Here is a 16,113-nt window from a genome sequence, read left to right as displayed (position 1 = left end):
ATGTATTTAAGAACAAGTTTAGCTAAATCTCCGGGAGGTTCTCCCGGGGCTGCGGCTCCCAAAGAGCCAAACGTTACCATATTTGCTGCCGATGATGTAGCCGTATGGCCACTGCGCGATGACGGCAGTGTAAATATGCTGGGCAGCTTCGTGATGAAGCCCAACGCCAGGATGTATACATTTTACTCTACCAAGTCAAAAACAAGCGCGCCGTTTGAGGCCGAAGGTGAAGAAGATAACATTACCTACAAGCAAAGTTTTGTAGGCGAATATCCGGGCGATGACCTTCCGGTAAACGAGTTTATTGCAAACTGGACCGGCGTTAACGCTATAATTATCTATGGCAGCTGCGCAGATAGTTTCAGGAAAGTAGTGGGTACAAAATGCGCTCCGGTGCAACTAAAAGCTACAGGTAAAGACGATAACGAAGGCCGCGCAAAAACGCTTACGTTTGAGCAATACGCTAAGTCACGATTCTTGCCGGGCCATTACACTGGCGCCCTGATCTATGCTGAGCCATTCCCGGCAACATCAGCAGTGTTCGCAATCAACGAAACTAACGGTAATCATTACCAGTTGCCAAGCATGGCAGTGACTGATGATATCGAGCCTTCTGCGCTTGATCTTCCGGTTGGCCAGATCGTTACTTTAATAGGCGGCGGTGGCGCTGCTCCAGCCACGCTTGCCCAGGGCACAGCCGGTGCGGCAGATATCCTGCTTGTGGCCGGGTCTACCTGGACCGCCCTTCAGGGTGCGTCCATAAGCCTGCGTGTATTTAACGCCGGTGCAAAAAAATATTTGATCGAAGTGTCTCGTTCATAGTTTGGTTTGTGTTTGTTAATTTGAGTAAAGCCCGTGATATCACGGGCTTTTTCCATGTTACACGCTTTTGTTTTTTGCAACTGCATTTTTGTACCTGATTAATCTTAATACAAAAATTCATAATTATGAGTAAGCAAAAAACACTGGAGTTATTCCATAATCTGCCGGAAGATCCGTCAGAGGTATTTAACAAAGCCTTCGAACTCTACAGGCAGTCGCCTGTGAAAAACACAGGTACCGAAAGGCGTTTGAACATGGGCTATACGCCCGACTCTCTCGCCATTGTGCTTTACGAAGTACAAAAAGTGTACGAGATTACCGATCTTGAAAAGATACCGCCGGTGGTGGAAAAAATTGAGCTGAGACCAGTTCAACAGTTTATAAATTATTTGAGAGATCAAAATAAAACGAATTCCCTATTGTTTTTAAAATTTGGTACGCTCTACCCTAAATTTGATTCAGCTGAAGTAAAAACATTAGGTTTCATTGATTTATTTTTAATCAAAACTCATGTTTCTTTCTATGATAGTATTGATGAATTTCGCGATATCACAGGGTTAAAATTTGAGTCAGACTTGATCGAAGAGCTTCTGGAAACGGCAGCCGATCAACTTACAGATATTTTGCTTCCGGAAGAAGTGATTGCAGAGGCAGAAGGTTTAAAATCTGCAAAGCCTGAAAATATTAAAGTCCATGACGAGCATGTTGAGGGTTTTAAATTTGTAGGTGAAGGTACTGTTCAGGTTACTGACGAAGAACTAAAAGCCTTAAAAGAAACATTTGAAAATACTCCAGCCGTTACAGAAGAAACTCCAAAATTCCGAGACGAATATCCTTTTCTAAAAGACCCTGAGTGTCCAAGCGAATTAAAGATTCTAGCCACAGATAAAATTACTACATACAACGCCTATCAGGAAGCGCACGCTAAACTTGCTGCATTCGCCGCCGGTACACTACAACTTACCGAAACAGAGCAGCTGGAACTTGCTGAAACAGCTACAGCAAACTTTGAAGCCAGCGCTGCCATAAAAAAAGAGCTTGACCATTACCTTGAGCACAAAGAAATTTTGGGCACACATCCGGTTTTCATCAAACTGGCCATCGAGCGCGAAGTAGAAGAAATGGATGCAGATAAATGCCATAAGTTCATCAACAGCACTAAGCCCTTTATCTCCCGCAATAAATCAGATATGGCAGCAGCAGTGTCTGAAGATGTAAAAGCAGGCCTTCAGGCTAAACTCGACCTGCGCCTGCAAAAACTTGCCCTGGTTAAGAAAAAGCTTGGCCTGAGTGAATAAACTATTTGATTATAAAGCGCTGTCTGCCCCACAGGAAGATGAAAGTAGCCACGGCAGTTATACTGCAAAATACCTGGTATCGCAATTCCGCAAGGTCGCTGCCCTAGAGCAGGACCTGACCAGGCTACCATCTGAGGGCGAAGCAATGTACCTGCAGTCAGACAGCGCCTTTAATGCATTTACGTTCATCGCGCTTATTACAAAGGTTTTCCCTATAAAAGAGCTTCACGCCTGTACCTATAGTATCAGTCGAAAAGTCGTCGATGCCCTGATCGAGATGCATGACAAAGGAATGGTCGAGCAAATTACACTATTGATCAACGACGGAATACTATCGCGAAATCCCGCTACAATGGATTACCTGCTGGGCATGGCTGCATCCAGGGCAAACATTAAAGTGCAATATGCCTGGATACACGCAAAAGTTGCACTGCTCAAGACGCATCATGCGCACTTTGTAGTCGAAGGTTCCGGCAACTGGAGCGACAACGCTCAATACGAGCAATACACATTTGTAAACGATAAGCAGCTGTACGATTTCCGGATGAAACTGTTTACCGAAACGAACTTAAAAAAATACTGATGATACTTTCTGACGACGAACTTAAAATGGTAGAAGATCTTGCCGGTGCAAATTACTCACCAGAAAAAATTGCGCTCTACCTGCAGGTAGAAAAAACAGCATTTTTAAAGGAGTGGTACCAGCTGGGTTCTGACGTTCGCCAGGCATACGACCGCGGCAGGCTCGTAGCAGAATTTAGCATTAATCAAAAACAGCTGGAACTGGCAAAGTCTGGCAACATTACCGCGGCACAAGTCTACTTTAAAGAGGCTGAAAGGCTGCGCGTCGAAGAAATACGCAACCGAATACTATTTGGAGAATGAGCAAAAAACGCATTAAAAACGCCCACGATATAGATGAGATTGATCTTGAGGTTATCTATGCCTTTATGGAAAACGGCAATCCTAACAATGCGCCTGCAGAGATTGTACAATACCTCAATTTGCTTGAGCGCGTTCGGGGCATGTACCAAAGAATCGACATCTACGGAAGCCCAGAAGCAATCATCAAACATTTAATGATCGTCGATGGCTTCAGCCAGTACAAAGCCAAAAAAGTCTACGAAGAAACGCTTGAATATTTCTTCTGTGACAGCCATGTTTCTAAAAATGCCTGGCGAAACATTTATGCTGATAAAGGTGATAAGCTTATCAACATGGCATTCCTGATGGTAAAAGATGTGTCCGATCTGGCCAAAGCCATGAAGATGGTTTTTGACAACTACAAAATGCGCCAGCTCGACCTTCCGGACAAGGAAGATCTTCCTGAAGAGTGGTTTAAAGAGCCTGTGAAACTTTACCTTACTTCTGCCGAAATGCTCGGTCTGCCGGCTGCAAACAGGAACGAACTTAAAAAACTTATTGACGGCGTGCCGGAACTGACGGAAAAGCAAAGGCATCGCTTGTATCAGGAAGCCGATATCATGCCGTTTAAAATACTACCTAATGAGCAGGAGGATCCACGTAAGTCTTAATGATGAACTCATAGAGGGCAGGCTTGCAAATAAGGTAAAAATAGCTTCAGACCTTATAGCGCCGCAAAACTTTGCGCTTATCGCCGGACGTGGTGGTGGTAAAACAACATCGTTTGTGGCTGAACGCTTGCAGGATGTGTGCTATGATATGCCGGGCTGTTATCAGGCATTTGTAGCCGATACCTATGTAAATGCTATAAAAAACGTCCTGCCCACGCTTATAGATGGGTGGAATAAGCTCGGATGGAAAGAAGGGATTCATTATGTTACAGATACCCGCCCTCCCTCCCATTTTGCGCTTCCTTACAAGCCGCCACTTACCTTTAAGCATTCTATTTCCATTTTTAACGGCTGCTTTTTCTATATGGGTAGCCTCGATCAGCCCAGTGGCCTAGCCGGTAACTCTTATCAGCACATCACGGGCGACGAAGCCAGGCTGCTAAAATTCGATAAGCTTAAGCGCCTTACCCCCGCCCTGCGCGGGGAATTTGCGCGCTTTGGCCATTCGCCTTACTATACCGGCAGAACATTTACTACAGATATGCCCAATATCCTTTCCGGGGATCACGACTGGATATGGGAAATGCAAAAAGAAATGGACGTGCAGCGCGTAGAACTGGCACTGCAGATAGGCCTGGTATTAAATGAGGTAAAGTGCGAGCTCTACAACTACAGCAAAGCCGGCGATGTTAAAAAAATAGCAGCGCTCAAAAAACAAGTGCTGCAGTGGAAGGAACGCTGGATTCGTGCACGAATGGGACTGACTTTTTTTTACGTGGTATCGTCGTTTATAAATGCAGATATCCTGACGGAAGGTTTCTTTACAAATAATCTCGCGGCCCTGGGACTGGAGGAATTTAAGAGCGCTATCCTTTCCTTTAAAATCGACCTGAAGAAAGGCGAAAAGTTCTATGGTAATCTGGGCGATCATCACTTTTTTGATGATGGCATCAATAGCAGCTATTACGACAGGTTCAAGCTGACGGACGAAATCCAGGAAAGCAGCCAGGCACTCCGCTACATCAATCACAATGCGCCGTTGGAGGGCGGTATCGACTTTGGTGATATGTGTAGTTTGATTACGGGGCAAACTTCCAATAAATACGCCTATGGCCTTAAAGACTTTCACACGCTGGCTCCGGAAAGTACTGCCGAACTGGCAAAAAAGTTTTGCGATTTCTATTCCGGGCATAAATATAAATCGCTCGATCTGTACTATGACCGTTCAGGAAATCAGTACGCGAAACTAAAGCGCGACTGGGCATCATCAATAAAAACGGAGATCGAGAAATATGACAGCCGGTGGACAGTTAGACTTATGAGCGTTGGCCAGGGAAATATTGAGCAGGAAGAAGAATACAGATTTATGAAAGAGTTGTTGGCTGAGACAAATCCGAAATTGCCAAAGCTGCGTATGGATTTATTTGGTTGCCGACATGCTAAAGCCAGTTTAGAACTAACTAAAATATTAGTGAAGACTAATAATAAAGGCGTTAAGCAGATATTTAAAGATAAGTCTACCGAAAAATTGCCGTTGGCTTCAAGGCCATTGTTTTCTACCAATTTTTCTGATGCCGTTAAATACTGGTTGTGCCGTAAAGAGTTTTTAAAACACGTAAACAGGAAAGTTAGCTTTGCTAATTCCGACCCTACCGTGGGTTAAAATGCCGGAACATTCCATACAGCCGAGCGCGACAGCGCGAGAAAATTTCAAAAACGCCCCTCTCAGGCGTTTTTGTCGCTTTAATATATAATGCGGTCAAACTTGTTTAAAACGTGCAGGGCGGTGCTAATTTTTAACTCCCTGACGAGTTGCAGCTTCTTTTGTGTATGAGATAGTAATTCGTCTATTGATGCAAGTGCTTTCATATCTTGTGTTAGACTAAAAGAAAGATTTTTGATGTACGGTAATGCCATACTTTCAAAATCCCTAATCCGCAAAAACGGAATTACACTACCACAAATCAGCGGTTCATATTTTTTAGAAATCCATAAAACAGTACAAATTTCAAAGGCATGCTCATAATCAGTTTCAATAATAAAGCAATTACGCTTCGGTTCCCGCAGCGGTCGCCCTGCGTTCTCCCCTTTCGATTGAATGTAAAATATATTTTCTTTGTGTTCGTGCCTTAATGGGTCAAAAGTGCTAACCCTCCATAACATCGGCAAGCCGTTTAATTACAAGCCTGTCGGCTTCAATTTCAATAGAAACTTTTTCCCCTATGCTAAAGCCGGCTTTCGCCATCCAGTCGCCCGAAAGCGTTAATTGTGGCTTAATGCTTCGTTTGAATTGCGCCCTTACAAGTTTAGAAGAAATAGTGAGGCAGCGCACGGGCTTAGTAAACATATTCTTCATAATCGCTGTGGGTATCTTCGTGATATTCGATAAACATTTCAGCAATAGCCTGGGCGCGGTTAAACGCTCCTTTGCATTGTTTTTTAAAATGCTCGTAATCTGAATAATTGAAAATTTTAGAAAGTCCTCTTTCGTGAAGTATAGCAAATACTTGCTCGCTGGGCTTGAAAGCCGTAGCTTTGCCCTGAATTAATCTGTACATTGTCGTGTATATTAATTTAATTGTTAGACCCCTCGAAACTTCCACCTTTCGGGGGGTCATTTTTTTAATTTAGATTACAAAGTTTAAAATTTCCTGCTCTGTACTTTGTCTCTTCTGCTCTAAGTGTGCTGCTATTCGCTCTACTACCTCCGCAATAACATTCGTGTTACTGATGGTAAATTCAAAGCCACTTGCATTTTTCAGGGTTAATTTTTCCTTTGTATCGTCATTACTGATTAAAAAGGTGTTCAGTTCATCTTGCTTCGCTTGTAAAAACGCGTAACGTTTCCCTAATAATTGCATATTTTCAAGACTTTTCAGCCTTTGAGAAGCGTTAACAGGCATTAAAATAGCCTTAAGTACGTTTTCCTGCGCTTTGTGGTCGTTTTTGGCTTGCTCCGTGGCGGTTGCAGCAGGTTGATTTTTTTCAGAATTTTGTAGTTGCGTGGCTGTGTTTTTTGTGCTCATGTGCTTATATGTTATTGATTATTAACTACGTAAAGATACAAAAATACCCAGTTATACCCAAATTTGAAAGCGTAAAATATGACAAAAATGTCATATTTTCTCATATCAATAATGCTTATAAATAGGGCAAAACCACATTTTTTAAGGTCGAAAAAAGCCCCTTAAAAATCAACTGATTTTCGCAAACACCTCATAATCAGCGAAAAAACCCTAAACGGGTTTTGCTTCGTTGATACTCTCTGTAGATGTATACCGTCCCGCTAAGAAGAAGGAATGTTGTTGCATATGCCTGCGCGCGAGGGAAATATGAGGGCACGCCACCCGCCGGTGGGCAGGGCGGCAACCACCTGTTAGGGCTGTAAGCCCTGTGTTTACTGGTGTTGTCCATGTTACACATCATGCAACTACATGGGTGTAACATTGCAATAAAATGTAGTTGCATGGATATAACACCACTCGAAGCCATAGGGCAGATGCGTAAGCTTGCCGAGGCTAATGTACCCTTCTCATTTACCTATATGTCATACAATGGCTCTAAGCACGAAAGCGACGGTGTCAAGGTGGTGCATAAGGCTATACTGCGCAAGGGTCTGCGCAATGACCAGAGCAAGAAAGCAGATACACTCATTGCCTACACCGATCACTCATGGAGTGAGAAGCCCAGATTCTTCCACCTTGCCCTACTCCTAACGTTTAACGACTATACTGTAAAGCCATGAACATAGAATTTGTAGGCAGGGATGCTATTATACAGGCAGAGAACATGGCCTTTACCTATCAGGTAGCAAACATACCGCGTGTACTGGAGGATGGCGGCAGGGTGAACGACCTTGACTTTAATGGTAAGCAGAGTTACATAGGCGACTATGTAGTTTATCCTTACGGTGCTAGCAATGACTTACCCGACCTCATTAAGGATGTGGTACAGAACAACAGCCTTGCTCCTGGTATATTGACTAAGAAGTCTCAATTGCTTTGGGGTTCAGGGCCACAATTGTATCAAGAGCGCTTTGAAAAAGGTGTACTAATCAAAGACTGGCAGGACAATGCAACAGTACGTGCATGGCTCGATAGCTGGGACTACGAAGATTATCTGCTCAAGCTTGATATCGACTATCAGTACATGCAAGGTGTGTATAGTAAGTTTGAGCTTACTAAGGGTAGCCGTATAGGGAAAAACTTTATCCATAGCTTGGAGAGTATAGAGCCTAGCAAGGCACGTCTGGGCAGGATCCGTACTGCTACATCGCCTAAGCCTACCCATGTTATCACTAACGACTGGAGCTTTGCCACTCCGCTTTCCCTTGACTGCAAAGTATATGGCAAATTCGATTTTACAAAGCCATTCGCTCTTAAAAATAGCATACTGTACAGCAACCTCTATAGTTTCTGTACGGACTTCTATACCATACCAGACCTCTATGGCTCGCTGGAATGGCTTAGGCGTTCCACTGCCACGCCATTGATCTTAAAGGCATATGCTAAGAACAGTATTAATCTTAAGTATCATATTGTATCTCCAAAAGCTTATTGGGATGAAAAGGAAGAAGAAATACAAAATCGCTGCAAGCTGGCTGGAGTTACATACGAAAAGAAATTGCTTTACGCGTATGAGCAAGAACTTCTTAAAAAGATATCCGATGTACTTTCCGGAGAGGAAAACAGTGGTAAGTATTGGCATACTAAGAAAATACTTGAGGTAGATGCCCATAATATTCTTGAGCACGGGTGGGAAATACATGTTATTGACCAAAAGGTAAAAGACTTCATCGATGCGTACATCAGTATTAGCGATCGTGCCGACCGCGCGGTATCTGCCGGCATAGGATTACATGGCGCCTTAGGCAACGTTTCTGAAAATGGCAAATCAGACAGTGGTTCAGAGCAGATTTACGCGCTTAAGAACTATATGGCCACTGGAATAGACATTCCTCAGATGATCATTATGAAAGCTATGAACTACGCCCTCAGGGCAAACTTCCCGGAACTGAATCTTAAAATGGGCTTTTACCACATTCAGCCAGAGAAAGAGCAGGACGTAAACCCCGATAAACGCCTTAAAAACATCGTATAATGAAATTACTCTTTGCAAAACCTGCGAACAACGGCAGCAGCCCCGAACTTAAGGAGCTGCTCGGTTTTATCGATGCTGACATTAAATTTTCTAAAATTCAGCCCGATATTATTACGGCTACAAAAAGCCTTGTGAGGCTTATCGGCCAAGATATGTACGATAAGATAACCGATGCTTACACAGATGGCGCTGAGGACCTTGAAATGCTTGTCTACCATGCCCGTTATCCTATTGCTGTAGAAGCTTACGCATTGCTTGCCAACAGTAATGATGTAGCCCATACAACAAATGGGCGTAAGATGCGTCAGGATGAAAATGAGAAGCAGGCGTTTGAATGGATGCTTGACCGGGACAATGAGGCCCTGGTAAAGCGCTACTACCGCGCGATGGACGACCTGCTGGAATATCTGGAAGATGTTGAAGGCTGGAAAGGTTCTGAAGCTTACAAAAAGGTAAAAAAGCTGTTTGTAAACACCACTGCAATATTCGACGATCACTTTACAATACAATCGCGCCTGATACTGCTACAGCTCGCGCCAGGGCTTTTACAATGCGAACGCAAACAAATACTGCCACGTATAGGTAAAGAACGCTATGAAGGGCTTAAAACGCTTGTGCAATCGGGCGGTGAAATAGAAGGTGAAAATTTTGACTTGCTTGAAGCTATTCAGGAGGCATGTGTGTACCATAGCCTGGCGTGGGGAATGCTCAGACTGTCTGTAACCATCTTCCCTGAAGGTGTGCTGCAGGCATATACTTCAGATCGTGACTCAACACAAATACGCAGGCCTGCAGCAAATCTTGAAGTGCCGGCAGCGCGCCAGGCATTCCTTAAAGATGCCGCCGATGCCCTGGAGCGCATAGAGCAGCTGGTGGCAGTTCCTCCGCCTCCAGCTGCTGCGCAATCAGACAGCAGCATTTTCCCCGAATTCATTACAGGAACAAATTATATATCGACATAAAACTATGAAAGAGAGACTATTTAAGCTATATTACCGCCTGCGTTACTTCAGGTCTATCAGGACGGCAAAAAAGATGGAGAACAAACTGATGGGTGCGGTGGCCAAGAAAGATATGGATCGCGAAGTTGAGCGTATCATTCTAAAATACCGCATCAGGCAGCATATGGAAAAATACCTGGGCGTAAAAGCCGATAGCGATTTTATACCGGTAAAGGGCAAAAGCCGCGAGCGCTGCCGCCATCAGGTAGAGGGAAAATTTGGCAAACGAATGGCAGAGCTGGGCATCATCTTAAAACCAAACCTTATGTTATGCAACATACCATAGAAATTCCGGAACTTAAGCTTATGCTGTATTTACCGCAGAACCTCGCCCAGTGCGATGCTGCACAGTACATTGAAATGTGCGGGCTGCTGTACCGGTACCACACCCATCAGCTGAGTTATTATGACTTAAAAGTACAGGCGGTGTACAAGTTGCTCGACCTCAAGCAGTCGAAAAAAACGCTGTTTGTTAATGATGAGCAAGATAAGTGGTGCAATGTCTATAGCATTTCGCAACTCGTAGAATCGTTCTTTGATAATAGAGATGGGCAAAAGGTCATCAATTTGGATTTTATTCATAATCCGGTACCAAAGCAAAAGCCGCTGTGGCGAAATTATTACGGCCCAGCCGATGGCTTTGCCAATGTAACCTTTGGCGAGTACCTGGACGCGCAACGCCTGTTTCTTGACTTCTCCGCTACCGGTAACGGTGCTCTGCTTTACGATCTTGCCGCTATACTTTATCGCTCTAAAAAACGTCCATTAGGCAAACGCCGAGCGTATGATTCTGAGACTGTAGAAGCGCGCGCCACAACGTTTAAATATTGCCCTGACGGTTTTATTTATGGTGTATTTTTACTGTTCGCAGCATTTCAGAAATATCTTGCTACAGCGGTTATTCCATGGGCTGGAAAAGAACTGGAACTGTCGATACTGTTTGATGCCGGCGACAGTGATCGTATGGAAGCAGTTCCGGGACTGGGTATGGATGGCCTGGCATTTGCCCTCGCAGAAAGTAATGTGTTTGGAGACTTTAAGGCAGTACGCGCAACCAACCTGTGGGAGGTGCTGCTGCAACTTTACAATCTTAAGAAAAATGACCTTGATACTAAACTAAACGATAAATCGAAATGAAAAAACTGTGGAATCGCCTGCTGATATTCTTTGGCTTAAGAAAAAGCCAGGAACAAATAGAGAGGGAAGAACTACGTGCTAAGCGCAATGTAGAATATCCTCATGATTTAAGGTTACATTTCGGCAGGACACGACTGCCAAGGCCTTCAAATGAGTATCTTGATAGTATGGTAAATGGCGCGAGGACACGTTCGGAGACAGAAAATCATAGTGCAGATGCCGTTTCATTTGGGCTAGGTTCAATGTTTGACAGCTCAGCCGATAGCAGTAACGATTACAGCTCAGGGCATCACTCCAGACATGACAGCTACAATGATAGCAGTTCGGGTTTTGACAGTGGATTTGGCGGCGGCGATTATAGCGGCGGTGGTGCCGGTGGCAGTTGGGGAGATGACAGCAGCAGTTCGAGTTATGATTCATCTAACAATGATTACTAATGATCTCAAGGCAACAACTTATCCAGCTGGCTGAAGATGCGCAGCAGGCCATACCCGAAATTAAGCGCGTGGAAACGGTGGTGACGGCCGAGGAACTGGCAAAGCTGCTTAACGATCATAGCGAAGAGCAAAACATTTTAATGCTATGCCTGTGGCCATATAAAAAAATGACCGGCGCTGAAGACAGAGCTATGTGGAGTAATACCATGGGCTTTTTCTTTTTAACCAAGACTGACTACTCCGAATTTGACCGTGAGGGCCTGCTGCAGATATTTGACAGTACAGAACTGACCGCGAAGCGCTTTGTAGAAAAGCTGCTAAGCGACAAAGCTGACAACGCCAGTATATTTTGCAATGCCCTATCGTTTTTGGATGAAAACTCAATAAGTGTGGATCCAGTTAAGGCGCTGAATGGCTGCAACGGGCATTATGTAGAGTTTACCCTGAAAACCCGCGCATAACTATGGCAGAGGCAAAAACACTTGATGAGATACTGGAGGGGCGTTTTATACAGCGCTCCCTTCAGGAATACGCTAAGGATGTAAATGCCGCCCAGGTGAAGTATATGGATGCGCACCATTTCAGTAACGATGGCTGGAGGTCGGGCCGTAAGTTTGAGGTAAACGACAATAATTTACTGTACTCACAAATGCTGAAGCACAGGTTTGTGGACATGAAATTTATCAGTGCCGGCATGGAAAAGCATAAAAAGAAAGTGCATCCGGTGTACAACAAAATTATTTACGGCCATTATAACAATCTAATCCGTGAGCTGAAGTATGGTTTTGTAGATGCGGTAAAAGAAGATTTGCGCAAGCTGGAGGAATAATATATATTTGCCGCACATAAAATAATTTTCATTTGAAAATTATGGATTGGTTGGTTTGAAAATGCTTCTTCGTTCTGGAGAGGCATTTTCTATTTATACAGGTTGTTATATTCCTAACAAAATTATTTAATTTATTTTTTGAAAACGTATTACGTTTTCAAAAAGAAGTGTATCTTTGTATGGTAGAATTGAAATAACAATAACCTTTAAATTTTTTAAATCATGGAAAATGTAACTTACAAAGTAGTAGAGACTGACGGTGTTAACGGTAGAAGTTTCGAAAAAGAATTTGTCAACGAAGCTGATGCAAAAGTGTTTTACACTGAGCGCATCGCTGAAAACGAAAAAACGTATGAATATGTTTCTGATGTAGCATCACGCGAAAAATGGCTTGAAGATTACAAAATACCACAATCAGACTCTTTTGAAGTGCAAGTTTTAAAATATGTTGATGGAGAAATGGATGAAGATTATTTTGAATGCTCGGATGAATTTTATAACGAGACAAAATAAATAAAAAAAGGGTCTGAATTCACGCAGCCCCTTCTAAATTGAAAGCGATTTAAGCTTAAGAAAATCTTTAATCAGTTCAAATATATGAAAAAAAAAGTATTAGGCCTGATATTGGCAGGCTCCGGAGGTCAAAAATTTCCAGAGGCACAGATAGGATGGGCAATTCGCGAATATGACACTGCTAACGATGTTTCTTACATCGTACCTGAATACATTAGGTTTTCAGGAAAAACAGAATATGAAATCAAAGATGATTTTATTTATAGCCGAAAAGATAATGTTAAGTATAGCTTATTCCATACTAAAGATATTGAAGAGGCTGAAAAAATGTTCATGAAGCTATCGGATAAATTTGGCAATATTTATGGGGCGGTTTCTAAAGATGGAAAACATCTTATAGTGGCAAATCGTTTGTGTACAGATCTTACTGAAGATGAAACACAGAGTGAAGCTATAAAAGTCATGGACTGGTACCAGGGTAAAAAATAAGCCCCACAGAGTATGCAGGGCTAAAGATTTTTTCTACGGCTTAAAGCCTTATTATGGAAAGATAAAAAATCAAGCCATAGTATATGTACCATCTTGTGCTGCAAATATAGTATATTTTTTAAGCTGAGCTAAAAAAAAGCCCTCTATTGAGGGCTTTAAGGTTGTAGAATTGAAACCTGATAACCATCAAATTTCATTGCAAATATACAGAATAATAAAATGGAAGAGAAAAAAGAAAACAGAGGTGGCAGCAGGCCTGGTTCCGGACGAGAACCGCAAGGCAGAAAGATAGTCTCATTCAGGTTGAATGACGATGAAAAAGAAAAAGTAAAAAATTACATAGCCGATTTAAGAACGCAAAAGCCCTGAGTAACTTCAGGGCTTTTTTTTGTACCCAATTATACCTATTTGTTAAAATCTTTTTACATTTACCGCAACCAACAAAAACACAATGAATAACCTACCCGCATTTACCCCATAAAAAAAAGCCCGGCGTTAGCCAGGCTTAATTTGTTTTAAAGTGCACTATTATAGCATTGCTGAATAATAAGGCACTGTGGGGCAAATATAACAAAAATAAACCAAACACCATGAAAACCCTCCTCCTATTCCTCCTGTGCTGCACAGGGCTGCATGCCCAGGACAACAAACTATTAGCAAGCTGCTGCGACGTTACGCCAGCAAAAACTTTTGGGCGCTGCTCCGGCGATGCCAGCTGCACAGCCTGCTCTAACTGCCGGTACTGCAAACACTGCAGTAAAGAAGGCGGCAGCTGCGGCGTTTGCGCCCCTGCCCCTACGCCTGCAAAAAAAGCTGCAGCCACACGCCAGGCAGGCAAAGGTGCAAAAAGCCCTACTGCCTACCTCGCTAACCAAATGCTAGAGGTAAAAAGCCAAACCCTAAACCTGCGCGATGGCCCTGGTGGCCAGTACCATATTATAGAAGAACTTGCCTATGGCGACATGGTTACCTTTGTGCGCTATGAGGGCGAATGGGTATTTGTCCGTGTAGATGCTAGCGGCAATACAGGCTGGGTTAATTATCAATTCATAAAATAAATATTATGTGGACTACAATTTATATAATTGTAATCATAGGGGCTTCTATGATTATAAGTTCTATCATTAGAGACAAGGCATTAGATAAAAATGCTATTGAGAAAAAATTAAGTGATTTTGCCAGTTACACTTTAGTACTGCTTATTGGCGGTGTTATTTTAATAAACGTAGTTGACCTTAGTGATACGAAAGGCGAAGAGAAAGTAACAAGATCTGACTTTGATGAATTTTATAAAAATCCAAAAGCTAAATATGAATCTCAACTATCAGTTTTAAACGCTTACCGAAATCGTAAGCAGCAAAATTATGAATGGTTTGTAGATATTGCAGATGAGTTAGACTCTATACTTTTAAGAACTAAAAAAGACCCTATCTTATCCAAGAAAATAGTTATGACTCGTGATAGCTTAAGGCACGTTATTGAATTGATTCCTGCCTCAGAGAAGGCCCCAAAACGTAGGACTTATGCGTCAGAAGCAGATATTGATAAGCAATTTAGCAAATGGGATGGCTCGCATATAAAGACTGAGGAATATGTAAAGGCGCACATGAAAAATCCAGATAGCTATGAGCATGTAACTTCTGAGTATAAAATACATCCTGATTATCTAGAAGTTATTTTAACTTATCGCGGTACAAATTCTTACGGAGGAATTGTCACAGAACAAGCTAAGGCAAAATGTGATTTGGAGACTGGAGAAGTACTGGAAATAAATTAAATTATCAAATGGTAAAAGACTCCCTACATCAAGCGCTATTGCGCATAGATCAGTTACAGCATCAGGTTGATTCACTTAAAAATATTCAACAGCCTAGACTAGAACTTTTAAATCAAGGGTTAACAACTTTAAAAAATGAAAATGATTTAAAAGAGTTAAATGAATTTTCAGAATATAAGGGACAAATTTTAATTGATGAATTAATTTTTAAACTTCAACAAGGTGAGCAATTGAAACTATATCAGGAAAATTTAAATTTAGTTGTGAATGAAATTGAAAGAATTCGATCTTGAAAACAATTGTTTTAAAAAATATCTTTTATATATTTGTCATGCAGAACATTTTGAATTTATTACATGACAACTTTACATCTATCTTTAACAATATCCCGGCACATGAAAGGAGTGGTCCTCCAACTTCGTGATAAATTCTGTTGTTCTGCAGTTCATGCGGCCGGGTCTTTTTTATCACTTTTATCATGCAGAACAACAGTGAACAAAAACAAGCTTCAGTCGATCTATGGCTGGACTTGCGCAACCAGGTAGAGAACCTGCTGCAGTTTGGCGAACCCGCCAAGCATTTAGAAATCTTGGAAATTATTTATGAGGCCTACATCGCCAGCGATTGGGCTAACGACCCCGCAGAGCGCCGCAACGCGCAGGTAGAGTACGGTATTTTCCGCGACCTGCTGCGCACGCTCCAGCGCCATGCCACTACCCTATCTACATTACCGCTATTACCGTGTTAGTGCTATGGATAGTAAAACTAATTTCAGGGTTATCCCGTGGTCGGGCACCCCTGTAGCCTTCTGTAACTATACGTTACAGGAAATGGTTGTGGAATATTTGGCCGGCAATAACCCAGTAGAAAATACCATAATTATTTTTGATGGTCAGCTACTTCTCTTTAGCCGGCAAAAGCTTTTTGCCTACACTGCCGGAGAGCTATCGTATGACGAGGTTATTGGCGCACTAAAATGCGATGGCCTGTATCGCAACACTAAGTTGCTGCACTTTAAAGGTGCCATTCAGGTAGAGGCTTACTCCCTCTGGCGACTCCTTGGCGACGAGCTCGTACTGGTAGATGATGATGTTTTTGCCGTGTGTGACATTGCCGCTTACCCTAATTACTTTACAAAGCTTACCTTCGGCAAAAGCCAAATTTAACTAAAAGCC

General features: G+C 42.6%; 26 protein-coding genes. 22 read left to right on the top strand and 4 right to left on the bottom strand.

Annotated elements, in window-relative coordinates:
* The 6 genes from DYH63_RS04270 (at position 1) to DYH63_RS04245 (ending at position 5,318) form a co-directional block, all read left to right on the top strand.
* The gene (locus DYH63_RS04270; protein WP_116787633.1) at positions 1-822 is read left to right on the top strand and encodes a hypothetical protein; all 822 of its coding nucleotides are present in this window, start codon (positions 1-3) and stop codon (positions 820-822) included.
* Positions 823-947: 125 nt separating this feature from the next.
* A complete protein-coding gene (locus tag DYH63_RS04265; RefSeq protein WP_116787632.1) occupies positions 948-2,120 on the top strand; it encodes a hypothetical protein in 1,173 nt (390 codons plus the stop codon).
* Entirely contained in the window at positions 2,113-2,703 is a 591-nt protein-coding gene (locus tag DYH63_RS04260) for a phospholipase D-like domain-containing protein (protein ID WP_116787631.1), read from the top strand. The genes DYH63_RS04265 and DYH63_RS04260 overlap by 8 nt, the downstream gene beginning before the upstream one ends.
* Complete coding sequence (locus DYH63_RS04255) at positions 2,703-3,005, top strand: hypothetical protein (RefSeq protein ID WP_116787630.1); 303 nt, start codon at positions 2,703-2,705, stop codon at positions 3,003-3,005. The genes DYH63_RS04260 and DYH63_RS04255 overlap by 1 nt, the downstream gene beginning before the upstream one ends.
* Positions 3,002-3,655: a hypothetical protein gene (locus tag DYH63_RS04250; protein ID WP_116787629.1), complete on the top strand. Its 654-nt coding sequence runs from the start codon at positions 3,002-3,004 to the stop codon at positions 3,653-3,655. The genes DYH63_RS04255 and DYH63_RS04250 overlap by 4 nt, the downstream gene beginning before the upstream one ends.
* Entirely contained in the window at positions 3,627-5,318 is a 1,692-nt protein-coding gene (locus tag DYH63_RS04245; protein WP_116787628.1) for a hypothetical protein, read from the top strand. The genes DYH63_RS04250 and DYH63_RS04245 overlap by 29 nt, the downstream gene beginning before the upstream one ends.
* An 80-nt stretch (positions 5,319-5,398) precedes the next feature.
* On the opposite strand, the gene DYH63_RS21815 is transcribed toward DYH63_RS04245, so the two are convergent.
* The 4 genes from DYH63_RS21815 to DYH63_RS04225 all read right to left on the bottom strand — a co-directional run bounded on the left by DYH63_RS21815 (position 5,399) and on the right by DYH63_RS04225 (position 6,681).
* Positions 5,399-5,818: a DUF6943 family protein gene (locus tag DYH63_RS21815; RefSeq protein WP_116787627.1), complete on the bottom strand. Its 420-nt coding sequence runs from the start codon at positions 5,816-5,818 to the stop codon at positions 5,399-5,401.
* Positions 5,802-6,011, bottom strand: a complete 210-nt coding sequence (locus DYH63_RS04235) for a SymE family type I addiction module toxin (protein ID WP_116787626.1) — start codon at positions 6,009-6,011, stop codon at positions 5,802-5,804. Before DYH63_RS04235 ends, DYH63_RS21815 begins: the two co-directional genes overlap by 17 nt.
* Entirely contained in the window at positions 5,992-6,213 is a 222-nt protein-coding gene (locus tag DYH63_RS04230) for a hypothetical protein (RefSeq protein ID WP_116787625.1), read from the bottom strand. The genes DYH63_RS04235 and DYH63_RS04230 overlap by 20 nt, the downstream gene beginning before the upstream one ends.
* A gap of 69 nt (positions 6,214-6,282) precedes the next feature.
* Positions 6,283-6,681 (bottom strand): hypothetical protein, encoded by a 399-nt coding sequence (locus DYH63_RS04225; protein ID WP_116787624.1) that lies wholly within the window; start codon positions 6,679-6,681, stop codon positions 6,283-6,285.
* Between the two features lie 440 nt (positions 6,682-7,121).
* On the opposite strand from DYH63_RS04225, the gene DYH63_RS04220 reads away from it, so the two are divergent.
* The 16 genes from DYH63_RS04220 (at position 7,122) to DYH63_RS04150 (ending at position 16,104) form a co-directional block, all read left to right on the top strand.
* Entirely contained in the window at positions 7,122-7,400 is a 279-nt protein-coding gene (locus tag DYH63_RS04220; RefSeq protein WP_116787623.1) for a hypothetical protein, read from the top strand.
* The gene (locus DYH63_RS04215; RefSeq protein WP_116787622.1) at positions 7,397-8,755 is read left to right on the top strand and encodes a hypothetical protein; all 1,359 of its coding nucleotides are present in this window, start codon (positions 7,397-7,399) and stop codon (positions 8,753-8,755) included. Before DYH63_RS04220 ends, DYH63_RS04215 begins: the two co-directional genes overlap by 4 nt.
* The gene (locus DYH63_RS04210; RefSeq protein ID WP_116787621.1) at positions 8,755-9,717 is read left to right on the top strand and encodes a DUF6712 family protein; all 963 of its coding nucleotides are present in this window, start codon (positions 8,755-8,757) and stop codon (positions 9,715-9,717) included. Before DYH63_RS04215 ends, DYH63_RS04210 begins: the two co-directional genes overlap by 1 nt.
* A 4-nt stretch (positions 9,718-9,721) precedes the next feature.
* Positions 9,722-10,042 carry a hypothetical protein gene (locus DYH63_RS04205; RefSeq protein WP_116787620.1) on the top strand — a complete coding sequence of 107 codons (321 nt, stop codon included), beginning with the start codon at positions 9,722-9,724 and terminating at the stop codon, positions 10,040-10,042.
* On the top strand, positions 10,027-10,893 hold the full coding sequence (locus tag DYH63_RS04200) for a hypothetical protein (protein ID WP_116787619.1): 867 nt from the start codon (positions 10,027-10,029) through the stop codon (positions 10,891-10,893). Before DYH63_RS04205 ends, DYH63_RS04200 begins: the two co-directional genes overlap by 16 nt.
* Positions 10,890-11,330 (top strand): hypothetical protein, encoded by a 441-nt coding sequence (locus DYH63_RS04195; protein ID WP_116787618.1) that lies wholly within the window; start codon positions 10,890-10,892, stop codon positions 11,328-11,330. The genes DYH63_RS04200 and DYH63_RS04195 overlap by 4 nt, the downstream gene beginning before the upstream one ends.
* Positions 11,330-11,791, top strand: coding sequence for a hypothetical protein (locus tag DYH63_RS04190; RefSeq protein ID WP_116787617.1), 462 nt, complete (start codon positions 11,330-11,332; stop codon positions 11,789-11,791). The genes DYH63_RS04195 and DYH63_RS04190 overlap by 1 nt, the downstream gene beginning before the upstream one ends.
* 2 nt (positions 11,792-11,793) lie before the next feature.
* A complete protein-coding gene (locus DYH63_RS04185) occupies positions 11,794-12,159 on the top strand; it encodes a hypothetical protein (protein ID WP_116787616.1) in 366 nt (121 codons plus the stop codon).
* 222 nt (positions 12,160-12,381) lie between these two features.
* Positions 12,382-12,672: a hypothetical protein gene (locus DYH63_RS04180; protein WP_116787615.1), complete on the top strand. Its 291-nt coding sequence runs from the start codon at positions 12,382-12,384 to the stop codon at positions 12,670-12,672.
* 84 nt (positions 12,673-12,756) lie between these two features.
* Positions 12,757-13,161 carry a hypothetical protein gene (locus DYH63_RS04175; RefSeq protein WP_116787614.1) on the top strand — a complete coding sequence of 135 codons (405 nt, stop codon included), beginning with the start codon at positions 12,757-12,759 and terminating at the stop codon, positions 13,159-13,161.
* Between the two features lie 219 nt (positions 13,162-13,380).
* On the top strand, positions 13,381-13,530 hold the full coding sequence (locus DYH63_RS21220) for a hypothetical protein (protein ID WP_162926919.1): 150 nt from the start codon (positions 13,381-13,383) through the stop codon (positions 13,528-13,530).
* Between the two features lie 221 nt (positions 13,531-13,751).
* Positions 13,752-14,219 (top strand): SH3 domain-containing protein, encoded by a 468-nt coding sequence (locus tag DYH63_RS04170; protein ID WP_162926918.1) that lies wholly within the window; start codon positions 13,752-13,754, stop codon positions 14,217-14,219.
* A gap of 5 nt (positions 14,220-14,224) precedes the next feature.
* Positions 14,225-14,938, top strand: coding sequence for a hypothetical protein (locus DYH63_RS04165; RefSeq protein WP_162926917.1), 714 nt, complete (start codon positions 14,225-14,227; stop codon positions 14,936-14,938).
* Positions 14,939-14,946: 8 nt separating this feature from the next.
* Positions 14,947-15,231 carry a hypothetical protein gene (locus DYH63_RS04160; protein WP_116787611.1) on the top strand — a complete coding sequence of 95 codons (285 nt, stop codon included), beginning with the start codon at positions 14,947-14,949 and terminating at the stop codon, positions 15,229-15,231.
* A gap of 236 nt (positions 15,232-15,467) precedes the next feature.
* Positions 15,468-15,686 carry a hypothetical protein gene (locus DYH63_RS04155; protein WP_162926916.1) on the top strand — a complete coding sequence of 73 codons (219 nt, stop codon included), beginning with the start codon at positions 15,468-15,470 and terminating at the stop codon, positions 15,684-15,686.
* A 4-nt stretch (positions 15,687-15,690) separates the two neighbouring features.
* Positions 15,691-16,104, top strand: a complete 414-nt coding sequence (locus tag DYH63_RS04150; RefSeq protein ID WP_116787609.1) for a hypothetical protein — start codon at positions 15,691-15,693, stop codon at positions 16,102-16,104.
* The last annotated feature ends 9 nt before the right edge of the window (positions 16,105-16,113 follow it).

The sequence above is a fragment of the Flavobacterium psychrotrophum genome (assembly GCF_003403075.1).
GTDB classification, from domain to species: Bacteria; Bacteroidota; Bacteroidia; order Flavobacteriales; family Flavobacteriaceae; genus Flavobacterium; species Flavobacterium psychrotrophum.
Note: the sequence above shows the minus strand (reverse complement) of the source record. Positions and strands in the feature narration are given on the sequence as shown.